The 21,623-nt window shown below is 49.1% G+C and carries 16 protein-coding genes, 2 tRNA genes and 1 pseudogene; 1 reads left to right on the forward strand and 18 read right to left on the reverse strand.

The window, feature by feature from the left end:
• Window positions 1-38 precede the first annotated feature (38 nt).
• The 7 genes and pseudogenes from CRO74_RS32370 to CRO74_RS08920 all read right to left on the reverse strand — a co-directional run.
• A pseudogene (locus CRO74_RS32370) lies at window positions 39-1,997 on the reverse strand (M36 family metallopeptidase); the annotation flags it as partial.
• 179 nt (window positions 1,998-2,176) lie between these two features.
• Window positions 2,177-2,734: a translation initiation factor IF-3 gene (gene infC, locus CRO74_RS08895; protein ID WP_097125603.1), complete on the reverse strand. Its 558-nt coding sequence runs from the start codon at window positions 2,732-2,734 to the stop codon at window positions 2,177-2,179.
• 233 nt (window positions 2,735-2,967) lie between these two features.
• The gene (gene thrS, locus CRO74_RS08900; protein WP_097125604.1) at window positions 2,968-4,911 is read right to left on the reverse strand and encodes a threonine--tRNA ligase; all 1,944 of its coding nucleotides are present in this window, start codon (window positions 4,909-4,911) and stop codon (window positions 2,968-2,970) included.
• 127 nt (window positions 4,912-5,038) lie between these two features.
• Window positions 5,039-6,328 carry a tetratricopeptide repeat protein gene (locus tag CRO74_RS08905; RefSeq protein ID WP_097125605.1) on the reverse strand — a complete coding sequence of 430 codons (1,290 nt, stop codon included), beginning with the start codon at window positions 6,326-6,328 and terminating at the stop codon, window positions 5,039-5,041.
• Window positions 6,325-7,218, reverse strand: a complete 894-nt coding sequence (locus tag CRO74_RS08910) for an RsmD family RNA methyltransferase (protein WP_097125606.1) — start codon at window positions 7,216-7,218, stop codon at window positions 6,325-6,327. The genes CRO74_RS08905 and CRO74_RS08910 overlap by 4 nt, the downstream gene beginning before the upstream one ends.
• 38 nt (window positions 7,219-7,256) lie before the next feature.
• Window positions 7,257-7,700, reverse strand: a complete 444-nt coding sequence (locus tag CRO74_RS08915) for an EVE domain-containing protein (RefSeq protein WP_097125607.1) — start codon at window positions 7,698-7,700, stop codon at window positions 7,257-7,259.
• 91 nt (window positions 7,701-7,791) lie between these two features.
• On the reverse strand, window positions 7,792-8,367 hold the full coding sequence (locus CRO74_RS08920) for a DinB family protein (protein ID WP_097125608.1): 576 nt from the start codon (window positions 8,365-8,367) through the stop codon (window positions 7,792-7,794).
• 447 nt (window positions 8,368-8,814) lie between these two features.
• Here CRO74_RS08920 and CRO74_RS08925 point away from each other — a divergent pair, with 447 nt between their 5' ends.
• Complete coding sequence (locus tag CRO74_RS08925; protein WP_245877786.1) at window positions 8,815-10,233, forward strand: capsule assembly Wzi family protein; 1,419 nt, start codon at window positions 8,815-8,817, stop codon at window positions 10,231-10,233.
• Between the two features lie 17 nt (window positions 10,234-10,250).
• Here CRO74_RS08925 and CRO74_RS08930 read toward each other — a convergent pair whose 3' ends face one another.
• The 11 genes from CRO74_RS08930 to CRO74_RS08980 form a co-directional block, all read right to left on the reverse strand.
• A complete protein-coding gene (locus tag CRO74_RS08930) occupies window positions 10,251-10,955 on the reverse strand; it encodes a SanA/YdcF family protein (protein ID WP_179830152.1) in 705 nt (234 codons plus the stop codon).
• Window positions 10,956-11,046: 91 nt separating this feature from the next.
• A complete protein-coding gene (locus CRO74_RS08935) occupies window positions 11,047-13,761 on the reverse strand; it encodes a DNA gyrase/topoisomerase IV subunit A (RefSeq protein ID WP_097125610.1) in 2,715 nt (904 codons plus the stop codon).
• 144 nt (window positions 13,762-13,905) lie between these two features.
• Complete coding sequence (locus tag CRO74_RS08940) at window positions 13,906-14,838, reverse strand: D-2-hydroxyacid dehydrogenase (RefSeq protein ID WP_097125611.1); 933 nt, start codon at window positions 14,836-14,838, stop codon at window positions 13,906-13,908.
• A gap of 117 nt (window positions 14,839-14,955) precedes the next feature.
• The gene (locus CRO74_RS08945) at window positions 14,956-16,254 is read right to left on the reverse strand and encodes an acetylxylan esterase (protein WP_097125612.1); all 1,299 of its coding nucleotides are present in this window, start codon (window positions 16,252-16,254) and stop codon (window positions 14,956-14,958) included.
• A 72-nt stretch (window positions 16,255-16,326) separates the two neighbouring features.
• Window positions 16,327-17,541: a lipoprotein N-acyltransferase Lnb domain-containing protein gene (locus CRO74_RS08950; protein ID WP_097126068.1), complete on the reverse strand. Its 1,215-nt coding sequence runs from the start codon at window positions 17,539-17,541 to the stop codon at window positions 16,327-16,329.
• A complete protein-coding gene (gene rsmI, locus CRO74_RS08955; RefSeq protein WP_097125613.1) occupies window positions 17,534-18,274 on the reverse strand; it encodes a 16S rRNA (cytidine(1402)-2'-O)-methyltransferase in 741 nt (246 codons plus the stop codon). Before rsmI ends, CRO74_RS08950 begins: the two co-directional genes overlap by 8 nt.
• Window positions 18,275-18,357: 83 nt before the next feature.
• Complete coding sequence (locus tag CRO74_RS08960; RefSeq protein WP_262508213.1) at window positions 18,358-18,603, reverse strand: 4a-hydroxytetrahydrobiopterin dehydratase; 246 nt, start codon at window positions 18,601-18,603, stop codon at window positions 18,358-18,360.
• Window positions 18,604-19,325: 722 nt separating this feature from the next.
• Window positions 19,326-19,412, reverse strand: a tRNA-Ser gene (locus CRO74_RS08965).
• A gap of 37 nt (window positions 19,413-19,449) precedes the next feature.
• Window positions 19,450-19,536: transfer RNA gene (locus tag CRO74_RS08970), tRNA-Ser, on the reverse strand.
• Window positions 19,537-19,607: 71 nt separating this feature from the next.
• Complete coding sequence (locus CRO74_RS08975; RefSeq protein WP_097125615.1) at window positions 19,608-20,747, reverse strand: asparaginase; 1,140 nt, start codon at window positions 20,745-20,747, stop codon at window positions 19,608-19,610.
• Window positions 20,748-20,814: 67 nt separating this feature from the next.
• Complete coding sequence (locus CRO74_RS08980; protein ID WP_097125616.1) at window positions 20,815-21,621, reverse strand: TatD family hydrolase; 807 nt, start codon at window positions 21,619-21,621, stop codon at window positions 20,815-20,817.
• Window positions 21,622-21,623 lie beyond the last annotated feature (2 nt).

Consider the following 21,623-nt stretch of genomic DNA (forward strand, 5'->3'; position numbering starts at 1 on the left):
CGATCGTTGGATGATGAGCCTGTTGAAGCATAAGCCCCCAGGCCGCGCCGAGCAAACGCCCGTCCGATGGCACACCGATAGCGCCCGCCGAACAATAGTTGGTCAGCCTGAAGAATTGCGTCGCGGGATTGCACAAAACTGGGGCTACACGGCTGCAGACGCAAGCCTTCAGTCACGATTTTAAGCGCAGCTATGTTGCCCCTCATTGCTGTCAGACTGGCAGGCGTAGTGTATATTGTTGGTTGTATCTGATTATCGGATAAAATAATTTCCCAGGTCATGTCCCATAGCATGGTTGCCTAGATTGATCCAACACCATGAGGTATGCTAAAACTGGTACTACCCACTTTGGCATATGTTACCGAACCATTTACGCTGGTCATATCATACGAATACCGGTACGGCCGAATGCCCGATCCGGTAGTGGATTGTCCTAAGGCGTAGGTACCAATCCCTCTGGGTTTGTTGGCACTGGCAACAGTAGCACTCAACGATGCCCAGTCAGTGGTTAGCATCAAAGCCAGATAATCGCTCCAGCCTTCGCCCCCCTGCTCTGCATTATTCAGGCACGATGAGTTAGCAGGCCCACCCGTTAATCGAATCGACCAGCCGTGTCCATACTCGTGTGCAATGATGCCATTGTCCAGATCGCCATCAGGCTGATAGGAGGTCGGTATATCCCAGAGGTACATCTGCATTCGGCCTTTGTTACCATCAGTAGGCGCGTAGAAGTTAGCATTGTTGGTACCACCACCATCCTGGGCATCGGCATAAACGTAATCGTTTCCCAAGCCGCCCCGACCCTGGTTTGCATTCTGAAAGTTGCCACTGGGTTCATCGAAGCCAAACCGCCACAGTACATCATGAATCAGGTTGTTCCAGTAGAATAGATTCGTAATAGACGCATTTTGATTACCAGCGGCAGTATTGAGACCAAACGTGTATGGATAAGTAAAGGCAAGGGTCGGTGACGACGGACTAGCCCCGACACCATCGTTACCATTGACATCTTCCTGCGCCCAAACATTATTACCTCTCGTCGTTGTATAATCAGTCGTTCCGTCATTGTGCCAGCCATTCGTACTTCCGGTACCCGTTCCGGCAGGTGCAAACCGGGTATAGGGACTAACGGATTCTGTTCTGCTACCATGATTGGGGCTTTCGAGCGGATAATCAAACACGGTATAACCCATTGGGCTCAGCAAGGGAGCTGCCTGGGGTATATGGCTGGCTAAACCGGACAAACTATGCTTATCGTTTTGGGCTAATGCGTGTATGCCGTGGCCAAACTCGCAATGAATGACTTCGTCCGTTTTAAGCAGTACCTCACCTGACGTAGCATCGACATGAATATTCCAGCCGTTTTTAGAATCTTTTGTCAATAGCCGTACATTCCAAGTAAGAGTTAATTTCTTAACGGTCTTTCTACCCTTTTCTTCGATTTCAACAGGGAGCCAGTAGAGTTTCACCGCTATTTTTTCGCTCGAAAGCGCCGGGGCGATGTAGGCAAAGGCTGTTGGCGTTCCTTCTATTAAACGGGTTGAGCTTACTTCCTGTAGTTGTGCCAGATCGGTTGCCGATAGCCCAACATTCGTAATGGCATTCAGTAAGGCATTCTGGGGGGTGATCCTGTTTTTCAATGAGCCTTCCATAGACATCAGGCTCATTGAAGGGATAAAGTTGTGGGTCAGACTGGCAACCTGTTGATCGACCAGCGCAAGGCTCATTAATCGATTATAGACTTCAATTGACTGAAAGCCCTGATTGAAGTAGATGTGATACCAACCGGTGGTTGGCGAGCGATAGGCACTTGAAATAAGCAGTTCACCCACGTCCGATGCCGTTAACTGTTGCTTTTCTACATTGGCAATCACGTACTGGCGGGCTACCTCCACCTCGGTTTGAGCAATTAGTTGTACTGAGTAGACCAGAAAAAACAGCAACAGGGCATAGCGAATGCGCGACGAATTATATAAACAACAATAGAAATTGAACATAAACAAAAAACCTTACCTAACAGAATTACGACAATAAGTTCATAAATATATAATTTTAATAATATAGTATACTTTGAAAAAACAATATCAACTAAAAAACCCCAACTATAATCCATTAAATGGATCATAGTTGGGGTTTTCGGAAGTTTACCGGGCGAAATTATTTCTGGTAAACCGTGTTATTTTTTAGGCGTCGCTACTTTTGGCGACAGGAACATGCTCATCCGTTTACCTTCAAGCTTTGGTTCAGCTTCAATTTTCCCGTACTCTTCGAGTCCTTTGGAAAACCGCTCCAGGAGTTGGAAGCCCCGGTCTTTAAAGACAATAGCCCGACCAACGAACTGTACGTAGGCCTTTACCTTCGCTCCTTCTTTCAGGAAGTTAATGGCGTGCTTCAGTTTGAATTCAAAGTCGTGGTCATCGGTATTGGGGCCGAATCGTATTTCTTTAATGACGACTTTGGTGGCATTAGCCTTAATTTCTTTCTGCTTCTTCTTCTGCTCGTATTTAAACTTGGAGTAGTCAACGATACGACAGACGGGTGGCACCGCATTGGGCGACACCTCCACAAGGTCGAGGTTTTGCGCTTTAGCCATGGCCTGCGCTTTATTGGTCTCGTAGATTCCCTGCTCTACATTTTCGCCGACTACCCGCACTTCGCGAGCCAGGATGCGCTCATTAACTTTGTAGGGTTCTTCAACCACACGACGGGGTGGTCTCCGCTGGGGTAATGCCATAAATTGTGTTTAGTGTGCTATTTTACTTCGTTTGGAAAACGTACTGTGGCTCAAAAAGTTCGGGAATCTATCGAAAATACTCATCCCTTGCAAGTTTGATTAGTAATGTGGTGAAATGGTGAAGTGGTGGAGTGGTTGATTAATGAAGTGGTCAGTTGTTGAACGGTCAAACTTTACTATTTACGACTACACCATTTCACCAATCAACCACTTCACCATTTACTACTACTTACCTATACTTTCACCTCGGCCTGAAACGTCTTGATGAAGTCTGCAATGGGCATACTTCCAAGATCGCCCTGGCCTTTCCGTCGTACGGAGACTGTACCTTCAGCTGACTCTTTGTCGCCCACAATCAACATATACGGTACTTTGTTTACTTCGGCATCCCGTATTTTACGGCCAATTTTTTCGTCGCGTAAGTCGACAAAACCCCGGATGTCGTTCTCCTGCAAACTGAAGAACAGGTCGTTGGCGTAGTCTTCGTACTTCTCAGAAATCGGAAGGATCGCAATCTGATCGGGCGAGAGCCAGAGCGGGAAGTTACCGCCCGAGTTCTCGATCAGAATGGCGATAAACCGTTCCATAGATCCAAACGGTGCCCGGTGAATCATAACCGGACGGTGTTTTTGGTTATCGGCCCCAATGTACTCCAGTTCGAATCGATTCGGCAGGTTGTAATCGACCTGAATCGTACCTAACTGCCATTTCCGCCCGATGGCATCCCGCACCATGAAATCAAGCTTGGGGCCGTAAAAAGCCGCTTCGCCCAACTCCGTTACAGTTGGCAATCCTTTTTCGGCAGCGGCTTCGATGATAGCCGATTCCGCTTTTTCCCAAAGGTCGTCGGAGCCGATGTACTTGGCTTTGTTTTCAGGATCACGAAGGGAGATCTGGGCGCTGTAATCCGAGAAGCCAAGCGTGTTAAACACATAAAGCACCAGGTCAATCACCTTCATAAACTCCTCTTTCACCTGATCTGGGCGGCAAAAGATGTGTGCATCGTCCTGCGTGAAACCCCGTACCCGGGTCAGACCATGCAACTCACCCGACTGTTCGTAGCGGTACACCGTACCAAACTCGGCCAAACGAAGGGGTAAATCGCGGTACGACCGGGGTTTGGTTTTGTAAATTTCGCAGTGGTGCGGGCAGTTCATGGGTTTAAGCATGAATTCCTCATCTGGATTGGGGGTCTTAATGGGCTGAAACGAATCCTCACCATATTTTTCCCAGTGACCCGACGTCACGTACAACTGCTTACTGCCGATATGGGGGGTTACTACGGGAGAATACCCCGCCCGGACCTGTGCTTTTCGTAAGAAGTTCTCCAGGCGTTCGCGCAGAACTGTTCCTTTAGGAAGCCACAACGGTAAGCCCGCGCCTACTTTCTCCGAGAAGGCGAATAGCTCCAGTTCTTTTCCCAGTTTGCGGTGGTCCCGTTTTTTGGCCTCTTCCAGCAAAAACAGGTACTCGTCGAGTTCTTTTTGCTTGGGATAGGTTACCGCGTAAATGCGGGTTAACTGCTTATTTTTTTCGTTACCGCGCCAGTAGGCTCCAGCCACGTTCATAAGCTTGGCGGCTTTAATGAACCCAGTATTCGGGATATGCGGTCCACGGCATAAATCGGTGAAATCGCCCTGAGAATAAAACGTAATCGTTCCATCGGCCAGCCCTTCCAGCAAATCGAGTTTGTACGGATCACCTTTTTCCTCAAAATAGGCGATCGCATCGGCTTTGCTCATCGGCTTACGGATGTATTGCTGTTTCTGGCGAGCCAGTTCCAGCATTTTATCTTCTACCTTTTTAAAGTCTTCCTGCGAGAAAGGCTGCCCTCCCAAATCGACGTCATAATAAAACCCCGTCTCGACGGCTGGTCCGATACCAAACTTTACACCCGGATACAACGCTTCGAGGGCTTCGGCCAGTAAGTGTGCCGACGAGTGCCAGAACGTAGCTTTCCCTTCGGCGTCATTCCACGTCAAAAGTTGAACATTCGCATTTTCGTTTATGGGTAACGTAGCGTCCTGCACTACCCCATTCACTTTGGCAGCCAGCACGTTACGCGCCAGACCTTCACTAATTTTTGTGGCAATATCCAAGCCTGTACTTCCCTTGGGATATTCCCGAACGCTGCCGTCCGGCAGCGTCACGCGGATTTGTTCGTCCTGCGCAATCATACGTTTATACTCATTTATTTGTGGGCACCCGCAGCCTACCTACAACTGTAAGCCACTTAATTTGATATAGGATGTATGACAGTAGTAATTTTTCATATATCCTATATCATACATCATACATCTCTCTTCAGTTGATCGGTTTAACAGCTCGCTGTAGCGAATCACCGGCATGGGTTGTCACACGCGCTTTCGGTTGAATGGTCGAAATGCGTACCCGTGTGGTATCAATTTCTGTTCGGTTTCGGTTCTGACTCGACACTTTGGCAGCTGTATCCGACAAAAATAAGGAGTTATACGAGTTTTGTGCATACTGCCTTCGCTGAGAACGCCATAATCCGGCAGCGGCCTGTTTGTCAGCAATATTTTGAGACGTTGCTTTGGTGTACGCGGCAATGGCCAGGTCATACTGTCCCATTTGTTCGTGACAGTAGCCAATGTAGGTATCGATGCGTGGAAACTGAGACCGCAATTGCTGAACACGCTGGTAATTGTTCAACGCTGCGTAATAATTCCGAAACTTCTGGTTGATCAGTCCCATCTGGAAGTAAGCCTGATAATAACCGGATTGTACCTTAATCGTTTGTTGATAGTACACCATGGCACTATCGAGTTTACCCTCCGTATGGTAAATAAGGCCACGTCCATAATACAGCCTGGGATTATGGGGAAAGTAACGTAACGCCTGCCCGTTATAAATCAGAGCCGAGTTTAAGTCACCCGTGGTTCGGTAAATGGAAGCCAGTTGGTTATAGGTCTCTAGATAGCGGGGTTTTAAATGGAGAGACTGTTGATATAAATTCAGGGCTTGTGCGGTATCGCCCTGCCGAGCCGCCATCAGTGCATTATAAAAGTAAGCTTCACCATCGTAAGGAGCCATTTGTAACGCTTTGGCCACGTACAGCTTCGCTTTATCAAACTGATTTTGCTGTTGTAACAAATCTCCTTGCAACGTGTAAAGTTCCGGAGTGTCGACACCAAGAATTTCCGCCCGCTGGGCATTTTGCAAGGCCTTCGCTGGTTGCTGTAAAGCCCTGAGCACCTGAGCGCGCGTCAGGTAATACGACCCAGAGTTATCATTCCGGCTTATGGCCTCGTCAATGTCGGCCAGTGCTTCGTTCAACCTGCCCATAGCCAGCAGAATAACGGCACGTTTAGCGTAGGCAGACGCTGGTGACGATTGATTGATGGCCAGGGTAAGTGCCCGTAACGCCCCTTCAATGCGGCTGCTATCGCCCGGCTTAGGGTAGTCCGGTATTTGGGCCGACTGCCGATCGTCACTACTGCAAGCAACTAAAAAGAGCGAAACAGCGAATGGAAAGATAAAAGAGCAAATGAGTGAAAAACTGAACGTACGAATTCCGGCCAGCGTAAAACGCACGTTTAATCTTTCCCCCTTTCGCTCTCGACTATTTTTCATGATGCAAATCGGTAAAATACCCCTAGTGGAAGCCGTTTCTGGTAGTTATCCTGCATGAATAGCTCCCCCCATTCCGGGTTGGGCACATTACCAAAAACCTGGCTCATCAGGTTATCCAGAATAAGCGATGAAAACCCTAACGAGTACAAATTTATAATAAAGAAAAAATCATTTCGCTCCAGTAGATCAGCGCAGGATTTAAGCAAGTCGTTGAGGTGTTCTTCAAGTACCCATTTCTCCCCGTCCGGCCCACGGCCATACGCAGGTGGATCAAGAATAATGCCGTTGTACCGATTACCCCGACGAACTTCCCGACGAACAAACTTGACCGCATCTTCCACCACCCAACGGATGTTGTCCAGCTCACTGTGGTCCATGTTTTCGCGAGCCCAGCTAATAACCGGCTTCACCGCGTCGACGTGGGTAACATCGGCACCGGCTTGTCGGGCCGCCAGGGAGGCCCCACCGGTGTACGCAAACAGATTCAGAAATTTAGGTCGGGGAACATTGGCTGAAATCGCCTTTACTTTGTCGTGAATGTACAACCAGTTATCGGCCTGTTCGGGAAAAAGCCCGACATGTTTAAAGGTTGTCAGGGCAAGTTTGAACTTCAGTTTTAATCCTCCCTGTTGAAACGACACATACCAGGGATCGTGCATATCGGGCGACGTCTGCCAGTCGCCCCGTTCGGGTGACTGGCGGTCCCGCCGAAAAACGGCATGTGCCCGACGCTCCCAATCGGCATCGCTCAGCGATTTATCCCAAATTGCCTGAGGTTCGGGCCGTGCTAAAACATAGGCCCCAAAGCGTTCGAGTTTTTGGAAATCTCCTGAATCAATAAGCTCATAGTCTGCCCAAGGTGAAGGAGTAATTAGTTGAATATCAGCCATAATAGTAATCCAATGAAGAATGAAGAGTATATTTCGTCTTATTCTTCAGCACTAATGCTTAATGCTTCACTCGTTGTCTGCCCCAGTTTGAGTATTAATTCAAACTCGTCGGTTCGAACGGGCATGACCGACAGGCGGGATTGTTTGATCAGGCTTATGGTTGACAGCATCGGCTCGGCTTTGATTTGAGCCAGGGTAACGGTTTTTTCAAACGACATTACCGGTTCCAGTTCAACGGCTACCCAGCGTGCATCATCCGGTACGGTTGGGTCCTGAAAGTATTCCCGCACTACGGTAGCCAGACCAACAACGGCCGGGTTAGTTACACTATGGTAAAACAAAACCTGATCGCCGATAGTCATGGATTTCAGGTTATTGCGGGCCTGGTAGTTTCTAACGCCATCCCAGGTAGCACGGCCTTGTGCAATAAAATGATGCCACCCGTAGGTATCGGGTTCAGACTTAACGAGCCAGTAGTTCAATGTTCAGTGAGTGAATTTTGAATGAGTGAATGCGAACTTGACGAAATTATTCGCTCATTATATCATTCACTCATTCAAAATTAGATTTTTGTCAATAATAATCGTCATGTTCGTGGCTGCTGCCAAATGGCGAACCATACTCGTCGATATCGTCATCTTTGTACCGGGAGCCGCCTACTTTGTAGCTCAGGGCTTTCTGGATGATCATAATTTGCCCGGTATGGTACATATCATGGTTGATAATCCCATGCAGCATATCGTAGTAGGTATAGTCCCGACCGGGCACGATATCTTCCAGGAACTCATCATCATCCCGTTTGTCGAGTTCGTTGATTAGTTCTTCCTGGCTCAGGCTCAGCTCCATTTCAAGAGCTTCCCATTCAAAATCATCAATTTTATCCGGTAACGCCCCAAAGTTTTTATCGGGCGTTTTAATATCAAATGTTTCATCACCCTGCATTTTTTTAACGCAAAAAATACGCCAGCTGGTCATATGGAAAACCAGTTCGGCAATGCTGTGGGTGTTTGGTGCAATTCGTCGCCCGGCCATATCAGGCGTTACACCCCGAAGGACATCAACTACAGAAGGACCATGCCAGGCTTCTTCACCTTCGTACGTCGTGTTCAATAAGTCGATGATACGGATCAATTCATCGTTAGGGATCATAATCAATTTGTCATAGAGTCTGCTGATTTTTCAAGACATGTAGGTGTTTGTCTTTATTCTCAGCAATGTCTATTGTATAACGTCAACTCAATATAAACTTTTTGGCGGTATTTGTTACGACCAAACAGTAGTATGATCAATTCTTTCCTAAGAAAGCTCAGTCTGTTTGGGTAAACAAACCACAAAGGTAAGGCAATATCAATGGCCTTCCGAAAAACACGCAACACTTTTACCAAGCATATGCTGCCAGAGCGTTTACCCGGTTCGGTTTCGGATCAATAAAGAGTGGCATGTTTTATGTGCATAGTCAATACAAACCTATTCAAGCTCACTTGAAATACACTATCGCGCAGAAAGACAAAGCAGGGGATGGCTCGCACTAGGCTAAGTTTATTGTTTACATGTTGTGTACTGGCTTTTCAGGGATTTAGTCAAGTGCCTAAGCCCGTGCAATACCACACCGAACTTGGGAGTTATGTAGCCACCTCGGGTGAGACACCGTTCTGGCTCCGGGCGAATCAGTATGGAATTGTGCCTCAGGAAGCGGCCTTAATGACCTTCCGGCAAGCTGTCCGGGTGGATTACCATGACTTACCCAAAACAAAACTGGATAGCTTACGGGCTGTTAACCGGCGAATCGATTGGGGCTGGGGTGCTGAGGCCATCTTTAACGCCGGGTATACCTATAAACTGCTTATACCGGAAGCTTACGTTAAGGTAAAATTTGGCAAAGCACTGGAAGCATGGGCGGGACGACGACGGGAAATTATGGGCCTTGTCGATTCAACACTTACCTCCGGTTCATATGCCTGGTCGGGTAATACCCTTCCCATGCTGAAAATTCAACTGGCAATTTCTGATTATTTACCCCGCCATGCGTTAATTGGCCTTAAAGGGTTTTATGCCCACGGCTGGTTTGAAGAAGACCGATTCATTAAAAATAGTATGCTTCACCAGAAGGCCCTTTACGGACGATTTGGAAAACCGAACTGGCGACTCAAATTCTATGGAGGTATTAACCATCAGGTTATGTGGGGAGGCAATACCGAACGGCTTCCGGGAGGAGTTATTAAAAATAACCAGCTACCCAACCGGTTTAGTGATTACATAGACGTGATTACTGGTAGTTCACTCGGCAACCGCACCAATGTCGATACAAATCGCGTGAGTTCGTTTGATCGGGAAAACCGAATAGGCAATCACCTGGGGACTGTGGATATTGGCATTGACTATATAGCCCGCCATTTTTCCGTTTTCGCTTATCGCCAGAACATTTATGAAGACGGCTCCCTGTTCCATCTGACCAACCTGAAGGATGGCCTGCATGGACTCCGATTTCGAAATAGGCGGCCGGGAAACCGATCCGGTTTCCAGCTCGAACAGGTCTTGCTGGAGTTTTTATATACTAAAAGTCAGGGGGGTGCTCTGTTCCTGGAAAATAATGCCCAACGGGGGCGCGATAACTATTTCAACCATTCGCAGTACCAGGATGGATGGTCGCGCTTCGGTCTGACGATGGGAACACCCTTTATCACACCCACCCAGGACAGTCGCAACGAATTGCCTCAATACGGATTCACCAATAATAACCGGGTGGCCGTCATGCACGTTGGACTATCGGGTAGGGCTTATGGCTTTTTAACCGTTCAGGCCAGAGCGTCTTACAGCGAAAACCTGGGCACCTACGAAATACCTTTTCTACGACCGATTCGTCAGTTTTCATCCGTTCTAAGTCTTTCAGCACCTTTCCCTATTTTAAATGGAATAACAGCCAACGCATCAGTTGCTACGGATTTTGGTGATCTTTATGCCAATAACATTGGCTTTTACGTAGGTATCCGGAAAGAAGGGCGAAGCCGGAAATAACGTTTGGGCGGGACCACTCAGGAATTGCGCTTCCGTTCCCAATTACCTTTCTCGGGTTGGGGACGAAGTATATACACATCGAGCAGTGCGTACGGACGAGCGAGGTATTCCCGAATCAGGGTGCGGAACGAATACCCATCAGGCACATCCTGGGCAGCAAAAGCAATGGCTTCTATTCCCTCGTGGTTACCGATGTAGAGGGCGCGTGCGTTATGGAAGTTCTGGGAGATAATCGTGATCTTTTCCTGGTTGAATACGTCCTTGCAGCGCACTACCGAATCGAAGGTTCGATAGCCGGCATAATCCAGTGTCATCACCGAAGCCGGGATACCCAGTTTTACCAACGCCCGCTGCATGTCGACAGGCTCGTTATAATATTCGGAATCATTATTGCCACTCAGAATCAGGTATTTCACTTTTCCTTCTTTCCAGAGTCGGGCGGTGGCCTCCATTCGATACCGGAAAAACAGATTTTCTTTACCCGTTCGAACAAACTTACTGGTTCCCAGCACCAGACCCACGTCGTTGACCGGTAATTCGTGGATATCAAAATAAATCTGGTTACGCGTGTTATAAACTACCCACCAGTTGCTAACCAGCACCACGGTAGCCCCAATGAACCCTAAAGCAATGATCAACTTAATAACACGCTTGATCGCACGGACTCCAGCCGCTTCACGGGGCATGTCATTACTGTAGTCCGTTGCCAAGGTCGTGTTCATTTAAAAAAGGCTTAAATGGGTATCCTTACCATGCCTGTATACGCTTTGTTGTAGGCCAAATGATGGCCTACAACTTAAAGTTCGTCAAATTTCAAGAAAATAAGCCCAACTGAATCGACTCTTTCTCTTCTACCTCCGGAGTAGCAACAGCATCAGCAACCGCCACGAGTTCCGGAGCAATAGGCTCTTTTACAAGCTTGGGGGCCAGCAGTTTTACGTCTTTGACTTTGGCAAAAGGCAATTTATTACCGAGCGCCTTCCAGCCACGAATATCAATAAAGCCTTCTGGTTCCAGCACCATCTTTTCAAGTGGTCCCCGATCTTTCACCTGATGAGTGATTTCGATTCGGGGATGACGGTCGGCGGTAACGGCCAGGTTTTTGGATCCTTTGGCGTCGCCAATAAAATTAAATTTCTTGTCGATCGTCGTAGTTTCAACTTTAAAGCGCTTCACATACCAGGCTTTCTGGTTGGCTTCGTAATACACGGCCGACAATACCGTATCGGTCTCGAATTTGCCCAGAATGGCCACCTCATTGGGCTCGTACCGATTCGTCAGGTCGAAACTCGTTAGTTCGTACTGCCCGTCTTTGTAAACGACCAATATACAGTCTTTCGCATCGAAGTTACCCAACAGTCGACCACGCTCATCCCGATTAAGCCGCCCGAGGTGCTCATCGTACCAGATATCAACACCACCTAACGTAGACACACCACCCGATTTCTGGGTTATTTTCCGGACGGGGTACTTAGTTAGAATATTACCCTGAGCCGACCTGTTTTTGATGCCTACCGAAGCAAAATCAAAGTCAAATTGTTTGATCTTGGCCGTACATTGGGCCGTTAGGTTTATTGTAATGACTTCAGCCTCGCCGTTATCGTTGGCACTAAAATAGGTTAACTTGGATTTAGGATTACCCATTGTCAAATCGTACTCCCGGTCACGCGTGACCCCCGTCACCGGAAAACGCTTGGCCATGGATATTCCCGATTTCCCATCCAGATAAACCAGATTATAAATCTTGCGCTCGTCGTTCTTCTTAAATACCGAAACATGTACAATATCCTTGCCGACAAATACTTTGTCCGCAATTTTAACGACCATGCATTTTCCATCGCGCCGGAAAATGATGATATCGTCAATATCGGAACAGTCGCTGACGTATTCATCTTTCTTCAATCCATAGCCAATGAAGCCGCCTTCGCGGTCGACGTATAGCTTCTGATTAGCCGCAGCCACCACATTGGCAGCAATAGTGTTGAACGCCCGGATTTCCGTTTTACGCTCACGACCTTTGCCGTATTTCTTTTGCAGGTCTTTGTAATACGCAATGGCAAACCGCGTGATGTTGGCCAGGTTGTCTTCGGTTTCGGCCAGTTCCTGCTCCAGCCGACGCATCAACTCTTCAGCCTTGAAGCCATCATATTTGGAAATCCGTTTAATCTTGATTTCCGTTAACCGAATCAGGTCGTCCTGGGTAATGACACGATAAAACAGCTTTTTGTGCGGCTTAAGCGCCTTATCGATCGCTTCGAGAACAGCTTCGAAGGTCTCGCACTCCTCGATTTTCCGGTAAATCCGGTTCTCGATAAATATCTTCTCCAGCGAACTGTAGAGCAGCCGCTCCATCAATTCACTACGCCGGATCTCAAGCTCGCGTTGCAGCAGATGCACCGTTTGATGCGTGTTGACCCGAAGAATATCGGTTACACTAACAAAGTGCGGCTTATCGCCAATAATCACGCAGGCATTGGGCGAAATAGATACCTCACAGTCGGTAAAGGCATACAACGCGTCGATGGTCACATCGGGCGAAACGCCGGGCTGTAAGTGAACCAGAATCTCAACGTCTCTGGCCGTATTATCGACCACAGCTGCTACGTTGCGACTGGGTGCCTTAATCCGGATTTTCCCTACCTCAGCCGCTTTGACAATCGAGTCGATCAACTGTGAAGTTGTCACCCCATAGGGAACGTCGCGAATGGCCAGTATTTTCTTGTCGACTTCTTCAATTTTGGCCCGCACCCGCACTTTGCCCCCCCGGTGCCCATCATTGTAGTTACTGACATCGATCAGGCCGCCCGTCTGAAAATCAGGAAAGAGCGATACGGGTTTGTCTTTAAGGATGTTTACCGAAGCCTCAATGAGTTCATTGAAGTTATGGGGCAATATCTTCGTCGACAGGCCAACGGCGATTCCTTCGACACCCTGCGCCAGCAACAGCGGAAATTTAACGGGAAGGGTTACCGGCTCCCGTTTTCGCCCGTCGTAAGACAGTTGCCACTCAGTGGTTTTATCGTTGTAGATGGCATCCTGAGCAAATTTGGACAGCCGTACCTCAATATAACGCGGGGCAGCGGCACCGTCGCCGGTACGCACGTCGCCCCAGCTCCCCTGCGTATCGAACAGAAGCTCTTTCTGGCCAATGTTGACCAGGGCCTCTCCAATCGACGCATCGCCGTGGGGGTGAAACTGCATCGTTTGCCCGATCACGTTGGCCACTTTGTTAAAGCGGCCGTCATCCATCTCTTTCAGGGCATGAAGAATCCGGCGTTGAACGGGCTTCAGGCCATCTTCAACAGCGGGTACCGCCCGTTCGAGAATAACGTACGATGCGTAATCAAGAAAGTAATTTTCGTATAAGCCCGACACAACCGTCTGGTCGTGCAGCACTTCGGTGGTCGTTTTAATTGGTTCCTCTTCCGGTACAAGATCGTCAGTCAGTTCGGTGCCTTCGGCCGATGGATTACCCTCTGGCAGCTGATTGTCGTCCTCTAACGGTTGTTCATTTTCTTCGTTTATCATTGACTTGTTTCAGGAACTATTCCAGTGAATAAGTACGCAGATTAGCCAAACAGTATAACACGTATTCGACTCCCTAAATATACACAAAAAAGTTGAAAAAAGGGCATATTTCAGCCAAAAAGGGCAATTTGAACCCACTCAGGCTTAATAGCCACGGCCTAGTTCAACGGCATTTTCCAGGGACTCCCCTGCCTGGAAACGTTCCAGATTTTTGAGAAACTGAGCGACTTTACCCGCATCTTCGTCAGGCTGGCCTCCACCTGTATGCTGCGTTAGTACCACGTTTGGTAATGTCCACAAAGGGCTACCTTTCGGCAATGGCTCCGTATCGGTTACATCCAGAACCGCCCCGCCCAGATGCCCGGATTTCAGGGCACTGATTAATGCCGGTTCGTCGGTTGTTGTTCCCCGGCCAACGTTAGCGTATAAACTCCCGGGACGCATGGCCTTGATTACGGCTTCAGAAACGAACCCTTTGGCTGTGCCGGGCAGGCAATTGATGACAATATCCGTTTGGGAAAGTTCGGCGATTAGCTCATCGACGGAGTGCAGATCGGCCGTGTGGTCGGTGCGGGCCAGCATTTTGGTAGTACACGAAAATCCGGTAAGCATTTGCCGAACCGCCTGCCCGATTGTCCCCGTTCCCAGAATAATGACCCGCTTGTGTGATAACAGGTTCGTGTGGGATCGAATGGGAGCCCCAACCCACTCCGACCGGTGTTGAAGCAATGTCAACTCCGGAATGCAGCGATAAAAGGCCAGAATACCGGCCAGCATGGTTTCCGCACAGGGACGGGCGAAGTAGTCGCCCATGTTCGCAATAGCGGCCTGTACCTGAACATGTTTATACCCATCGAATCCGGCGGAGTCCAGCTGCCAGAATTTTAAGGCGGGTAAAGACTCAGTAAACCAGGCGGCTGGGGGATTGCCCAGAATTAAATCGGCTGACTGGAAAGCTGCCTGCTGATCTTCATCAGGCAAGTCCTGCTTAAAAACAGCGGTTATACCAACCGGGAGTTGTTGCAGAAGGCTGGCTTTAAGGGTATCGTTGAGAGCGGGGTTGACGAAGAGTTGCATACTATATGTACAGAAAATCGGGTATTTTGGTTGCGTTCGTTAAGGGCATGGCTGAAAAGTCACAGAACGAAAACCCGAAAGTCCTCAATTACGTATCTTTTCAGCCCGTCGACGCTCTTACTTCAGGCCTTTTAACTGAGCAAGCAGCCAATTGGTCATTTTTTCGGTCTGCTCGGGATAGGTCCAGTGGCCCGTATCCAACGATGATGCGGTATCCAGCATTTTGGGGCCGGGTATTACGTTGTAGGCCGCGTACATGGATGTAGGCGGACAGGTTTCATCATTGAACCCCCACGAATAATATCCAGGCACATTAACCTGCCGAGCGAAGTTGACCACATCGTAATAGCCAACTGTTTTGATCCGGTCGGGCTTGTTGTTGTAGGCCAGGTTGTCGCCAGCGAACAAATGCGGCCAGCCACCGGCGCGTCCGTTGAGGTAACCGGTCATATCACTCAAGGCCGGGTAATAGGCCCCCAGCCACTTGATTCTGGAATCCAGACCAGCCGTAACGATACTGAGCGCCCCGCCCTGGCTACCACCTGTAACGGCCAGATTCTGCCCATCATACTGCGGCATACTTGCCAGAAAATCCACTGCCCGTACACAACCCAGATAAACGCGTTTGTAATAATACCGATCCTTATCGTCCAGATTGGCGGCCTGATAGCCATTCAATGGGCCACGACTCAGGTTGTCATACACAGCGGGGTCCATCGTTACGGGAACGCCATGAATCCCCACTTCGAGCGTAATAAATCCTTTTTCAGCTTCGGCGATCATGCCCCCATAGGGCCGAACGCCAGCACCCGGAACACGCAGTATGGCCGGATATTTACCTTCTTTTTTCGGAACGCATAGGATTCCGTAGAAGCGTGAATTATTAATGTTTTGCAAATTGAGCTGATAAACATTGATCAGTTCGGTACACCGTTCCGGCAACAATGTCATGCGGGCATCCATGGGCACTTTGGCCAGATCGGCCTTGGCTTTATCCCAGAAATCCTTAAAATCGGCCGGATTGGCTACGGTTGGTTTAATGGTCAACGGCTCGAAGCCCGCCGTGTTGAGCCCCCGGTATTCTTTCCCGTCGAGTTCAACGGTGGCGATACAGCGCAGAAAACCGGCAGTTTTCATCGTGCCGCCATCCAGCGCGAGGGTCCCCTCTTTCAACGTGACGGTTTCTTTTTTGGTCGGCTCCATTTTTTCCGGCCCGATTTCGTACCGGAGTTTAGCACCACGAAGCAGTACGTTGCTCCGGTAAACCGTAATGTTGAATTTGACCGGTTCGCCGGTTTTGTAGAGCCAGTCGGCATGGTCGGGCGTAACGATTACCTTAACGAGCCGTTCAACAGGCTGGGCAAGGCCAATCTGAACACAAATCAGGAGCAGACCGGGCAGTAATAGTTTTTTCATGGATGATCGATCGAAGGTTTGTTCTTCCATCCAGACAAAGCACCTGCCTCCTTATTTATAACCAGACGATCCTCAGGCAACCCGCATGGGTGTTTGCCGCCCCTGGCGCACAGGCTGCATGTTCACGATGCACCGGACCAGCAGGGTTAGCGGGAAAACGATATCGACACCGCCCGGAATTTTCGACAGAAACATGCTGATCACAAGCAGTAACGCGGTAATTCCGAAGTACATCGTCCGGCGTCGGGCGGTAGCGGTCGGACCGGTTGCCCAGTAAATTAGTGGCAGGTGCAGCGGCATTAGAAACAACAGGGTGGGATTCCAGCCGGTAACGCCATCATCTCTAATTGCCCACAACAGCACCAGGAACCAACCCATAAAGCCACAAATGCCAAACAGAAACCGGTCGAACCAGCGATCAACCTTTCCGTAGGTCACGTACCGCCGGATCGTAAATACGGCGATGATGATACCTAGTATGGTAAACACAACGTCGGGGTCGAAAAAGATGGGCACTTGCTGGCGAAAGGTTTTTTGCGCGGCAAACAACGTCTGGTCGCTTTGCACCAATGGAATTAGTTGCCCATTCGACTGACGCACCGTCGCTTTGTTAAACTGGTCATGTACCTGATCGGGAAGGTACATGGCCCGCCAGCCGTCGGTCTGTTCGTTAGCGGGCCAGCCAATGGCCAGATTCATGCCCAATTGGTACCAGGGCCGTTCGTTGAGGTAGTCGTTCATCCAATCGCGGTACGACTTGCCCGTCATCCGGTCGCGGGATGGAATGAGCAGACTATCGCCACAGGCTTCAACGATCATGTCGCGGGGGCGGCTGGCGCAGTTATCGTAGTAGAACTTGTAGCGATACTCCCGGTTTTCGGGCCGATAGTTCTTTTGCAGGGCGTCGAAGAGCCTTTGCCGCTGGGTAGGCGACAGGTTTAGCTGCTGTTCCCGAATGCTCCGGTTAGTTTGCTGGTAGTAGTAAGCAACCTGGTTTAAATTGTGAACATCCACAAAATAAGGGAGCGTACCCCGCAGGAATTTGAGAATGAAATAATCAGCGCGGTAGTCAAACCCCCCGTAACTATAATCCTGATCCATGCCCAACGCAGGATCGACAAATCGTATTTCAGTATGCCCGAATGCCGACGAAATGTCATCGTCACCCGGTCCGTACGTAATCAGGCTGACCCGCGCCGAAGGGGACAGCGTCTGGCCGAATGATGCCTGATGAGTGCTAACTACGACTATCAGCACCATCAACAGCTTATACATCAGCTTATTCATCTTCCCCGTCATTTTCAGTATCCTCAAGTTCAGTATCATACACTCGTTTAGCCTTGCCCCGGCTTGGTTCTTTACCCTGTACACAAACGACCAATTCGCCTTTAATGGTTTTTTGGGCAAAATAAGTAATTAGTTCGGACAAAGGCCCACGCTGATTTTCTTCAAATAGCTTGGTGAGTTCCCGAGAAACACTGGCTGGTCGGTCGGGGCCGAAAACATCGGCAAACTGTTGGAGGGTTTTCAGCAGGCGGTGGGGCGATTCATAAAAGACCATTGTCCGCTCCTCCCCTGCCAGTTCGGCCAGTCGGGTTTGTCGTCCTTTCTTGTGCGGCAAAAAGCCCTCGAAGGTGAACCGGTCGTTGGGCAGGCCGGAGTTGACAAGGGCAGGAACAAAGGCGGTAGGCCCGGGCAGGCACTCGACCGTTATATCATTTTTAATGCACTCCCGAACGAGCAGGAACCCAGGGTCCGAAATGCCGGGCGTACCCGCATCAGAAATCAACGCCAGCGTTTTGCCTTCTTTTAACTGATTAATTAACCGCTGCACCGTTTGATGCTCATTAAAAATATGATAGCTGTGCAGCGGTTTACTAATATTCAGATGGCGGAGCAACACACCCGACGTGCGGGTATCTTCGGCCAGAATGGAGTCGACACTTTGCAGGACTTTAATAGCCCGAAGCGTGATATCATCAAGGTTACCGATGGGCGTCGGTACGAGGTACAATTTCATGCTGCAAGATAGTTGATAGAGGTCAGTCAACAGCCGTTTGCAGTCGTATTCGCGTCTATCACTTGTTAACTATCGACTGTTGTCTAATCCACCAAGGCATCAATCGCGCCCGCCAGCGTACGATCTTTTTCAGTAATTGTATTCCCGGCATCATGGGTCGACAGTTTAATCGTGACCTGATTATATACATTTGACCACCAGGGATGATGATCCATTTTCTCGGCAATGAGTGCCACACGAGTCATAAAGGCGAATGCTTCACTAAAATCAGCAAATTGAAAATTGCGGGTAAGTTGATTATCCTGTTCCTGCCACATAGGGGTTTGTATTTTAAGGTTGTGCTGCTCAAACGGTTTACTGAGCGAGTACGTTCATGAACTATATCGCGTAAAGTCCTTTTTCGTCTGTCAATCAAATTCCGGTATAGAATACGGCTGACTTCCCGTTAAGTTTAGTAGCCAGCGATTTGACGAATAAACAACTGTTACGGTGTTATTGAGCCAACACCGTAGCCCATAGCCAGGCTTTAGTATAAAATAGGAATCATATTTCATACTTATAGTTAATCCAATGCTTTACCTTAGTTAATTAATATTATTTTTAATAAATTTATAGTTATTATGAATTTATTTATGGTTAACTTTCTAACGCTATTTTAACTATTTTGTTCAGGTTTCTGGCTAATTCTTACTAGCCAGAGGATAGTAAGCTACACAACTTTTTAAAAGAGGTGCTAGTGGGAGAATGTGGTAGATGTGAGAAAGGTATCAGGGCCAGTGTTATACGCTGGCCCTGCCTATTTTTTGGAGCTTTGGTCCAAATCAGAAATGTAAACGATCTGGCGCGTGGCTGGTTGGACGTCAAAAACTCTTAAAAACGAAAGAATCCCATAACCAGCCGAGAAACAGCTAACTATGGGATTCAATGCTGAGAGGAAGAGATTCGAAGTCGGGCGCGACCCCGGCTCGATACGGTTACCCGTATACACACTTTCCAGGCGTGCTTTTCAGATATAAAAAAAAGTCTGCAAGAGGACTTGCAGACTTCAATGCAGAGAGGAAGAGATTCGAACTCTCGATACGGTTACCCGCATACACACTTTCCAGGCGTGCTCCTTCAACCACTCGGACACCTCTCTAAAAACGAAGTCAGCAAACCAACTTGCTGACTTCCGGCAGAGAGCGAGGGATTCGAACCCCCGGTACCCTTGCGAGTACTTCTGATTTCGAATCAGACCCATTCGACCACTCTGGCAGCTCTCTTTGTCCTTTTGGGAGTGCAAAGATGCATGTTTGACGGTAAAAACGCAATACCTTCTTTACAAAAAAAGTGATTATTCACTCATTTCGCCACTAATCGACTGAGCCAGAAGTAGGCGCAGTCTGTCTGAGTCATGTTCCTGACCAAGCAAAACCATCAGCTTTGTAATAGCGGCTTCGGTTGTTATATCGGCCCCACTAACTACTCCAATTTGCAGCAGTTGCTTACTGGTCTGATATTGCCCCTGGGTTACGCGCCCGCCTTCACACTGCGACACATTGAAGAAGACCACGCCCCGGTCAATGGCACGTTTGATGGTATCCAGAAACCAGCCATCGGTAGGTGCATTACCCGCGCCAAACGTTTCCAGAATGACGGCCCGCAGATTTGGGATGTTCACGATCGATTCGACAACCGGTTGTGTTATCCCCGGAAAGAGCTTCAGAATGGTTATATTAGGGTCGAGCGTGGTGCGAAGGCTTAGTTTCTGACCCGACTGGTAGGGTCGAATAAACATACGATTGTAGTCGATACTCACCCCCGCCGTGGCCAGATGCGGGTAATTTTCGGAGGCAAATGCATTAAACTGGACGCTTTCCCGCTTGGTAGACCGGTTGCCCCGCAACAACAGCGAATTGAAGTACACACACACTTCCGGAACAGTAGGCACACCTTTGGCAGGTACTGATCCCCCAACCTTGTTAACAATGGCCGAATCCACGGCGGCAGCGTCCACTGCGGCCGAATCCACGGCGGCAGCAATTTCGAGGGCGGTGATGAAATTCTCGCGGGCATCGCTGCGGGCTACACCGATGGGCAGTTGAGCCCCGGTAAGAATAACCGGCTTGCTCAGGCCAACCAGCATAAAACTTAATGCCGATGCCGTATACGACATGGTGTCTGTGCCATGAAGAATGACAAAACTGTCGTATTTATCGTATGAATCCTGAATGATCTGCGCCAGTTCGACCCAGATAGCGGGCTTCATATTCGACGAGTCGATGACTTCGTGCAGGGTGAGAATGGTAATCTCGAAGTCGAGCCGATTCAACTCCGGTACCCGATCCAGAACACGATCAAAATCAAAGGGAATCAGCCCGCTGGCTTTGGGGTCGTAGACCATCCCAAATGTGCCACCGGTATAAATAACCAGCACCGACGCCCTCGGTTGCCGGGGAGAAACGGGACTTATATGAACTTTTTTGTAAGGCATTACTACGGTACTATGTTAAGTGCAGAAGCCGACAGTCCATCGGTCGGTTTCTGTATATAATCAGGCTCTAACCCGGCAGCAGATTGGCATACAAGGCCGGGAGTAACGAAAGGGCGTTGGCTGTTGTATGCCGCGCTACGTCGTCGATACTGATCTGCTTGAGATCGGCCACGCGCTGGGCCACTAACCGGATATAAGCCGGTTCATTGCGCTTACCACGGTGAGGCACCGGTGCCAGATAAGGCGCATCGGTTTCCAGGACAAGGTGCTCCAGACCGATGTGCGGGAGCACTTTGTCCAGTCCGCCATTTTTAAAGGTAGCCACCCCGCCAATGCCCAGTTTGAAGCCAAGGTCGACGGCCCTGTTGGCTTCGTCAAGCGTTCCGACAAAGCAATGAAAGATACCGGTCAATCCCGGAAGGGCCAGTTTCTCGATCAGATCGGCCGCTTCGGCAAATGCATTTCGGTCATGACCCGAACGTGTGTGCATGGATACCGGCAATTGCTGTTCTGCGGCCCAGCGAAGCTGGGTTTCGAAGGCGGCAAACTGTTGCTCTACGTAGGTCATGTCCCAATAAAAATCCAGACCGATCTCGCCCACGGCCATGAAGGCATTCCGGTTGAGGGCATCCTCAACAGCCGCCAGCTCTTCGTCAACCGTCTCGTTGACATAGGCCGGATGCAATCCCATCATGGGCAGACAACGGTCGGGGTATTGCTCCGCCAGCGCCATCATGCCGGGTATGGTTTCGCGGGCACAGTTCGGCATCCAGATCTGGCTGATTTGTTCTTTTTCGGCCTGGTGAAGCATAGATTCCCGGTCTTCATCGAACTGGGAGTCGTATATGTGGGCGTGGGTGTCAATTAAAATCATTC

Source organism: Spirosoma fluviale, assembly GCF_900230225.1.
GTDB lineage: Bacteria > Bacteroidota > Bacteroidia > Cytophagales > Spirosomataceae > Spirosoma > Spirosoma fluviale.

Bases quoted from the DNA above. Each gene is read 5' to 3' on its own strand.
- infC (WP_097125603.1), bottom strand. From the start codon at position 2,734: ATGGCATTACCCCAGCGGAGACCACCCCGTCGTGTGGTTGAAGAACCC.
- thrS (WP_097125604.1), bottom strand. From the start codon at position 4,911: ATGATTGCGCAGGACGAACAAATCCGCGTGACGCTGCCGGACGGCAGC.
- CRO74_RS08905 (WP_097125605.1), bottom strand. From the start codon at position 6,328: ATGAAAAATAGTCGAGAGCGAAAGGGGGAAAGATTAAACGTGCGTTTT.
- CRO74_RS08910 (WP_097125606.1), bottom strand. From the start codon at position 7,218: ATGGCTGATATTCAACTAATTACTCCTTCACCTTGGGCAGACTATGAG.
- CRO74_RS08920 (WP_097125608.1), bottom strand. From the start codon at position 8,367: ATGATCCCTAACGATGAATTGATCCGTATCATCGACTTATTGAACACG.
- CRO74_RS08930 (WP_179830152.1), bottom strand. From the start codon at position 10,955: ATGAACACGACCTTGGCAACGGACTACAGTAATGACATGCCCCGTGAA.
- CRO74_RS08935 (WP_097125610.1), bottom strand. From the start codon at position 13,761: ATGATAAACGAAGAAAATGAACAACCGTTAGAGGACGACAATCAGCTG.
- CRO74_RS08940 (WP_097125611.1), bottom strand. From the start codon at position 14,838: ATGCAACTCTTCGTCAACCCCGCTCTCAACGATACCCTTAAAGCCAGC.
- CRO74_RS08945 (WP_097125612.1), bottom strand. From the start codon at position 16,254: ATGAAAAAACTATTACTGCCCGGTCTGCTCCTGATTTGTGTTCAGATT.
- CRO74_RS08950 (WP_097126068.1), bottom strand. From the start codon at position 17,541: ATGAATAAGCTGATGTATAAGCTGTTGATGGTGCTGATAGTCGTAGTT.
- rsmI (WP_097125613.1), bottom strand. From the start codon at position 18,274: ATGAAATTGTACCTCGTACCGACGCCCATCGGTAACCTTGATGATATC.
- CRO74_RS08975 (WP_097125615.1), bottom strand. From the start codon at position 20,747: ATGCCTTACAAAAAAGTTCATATAAGTCCCGTTTCTCCCCGGCAACCG.
- CRO74_RS08980 (WP_097125616.1), bottom strand. From the start codon at position 21,621: ATGATTTTAATTGACACCCACGCCCACATATACGACTCCCAGTTCGAT.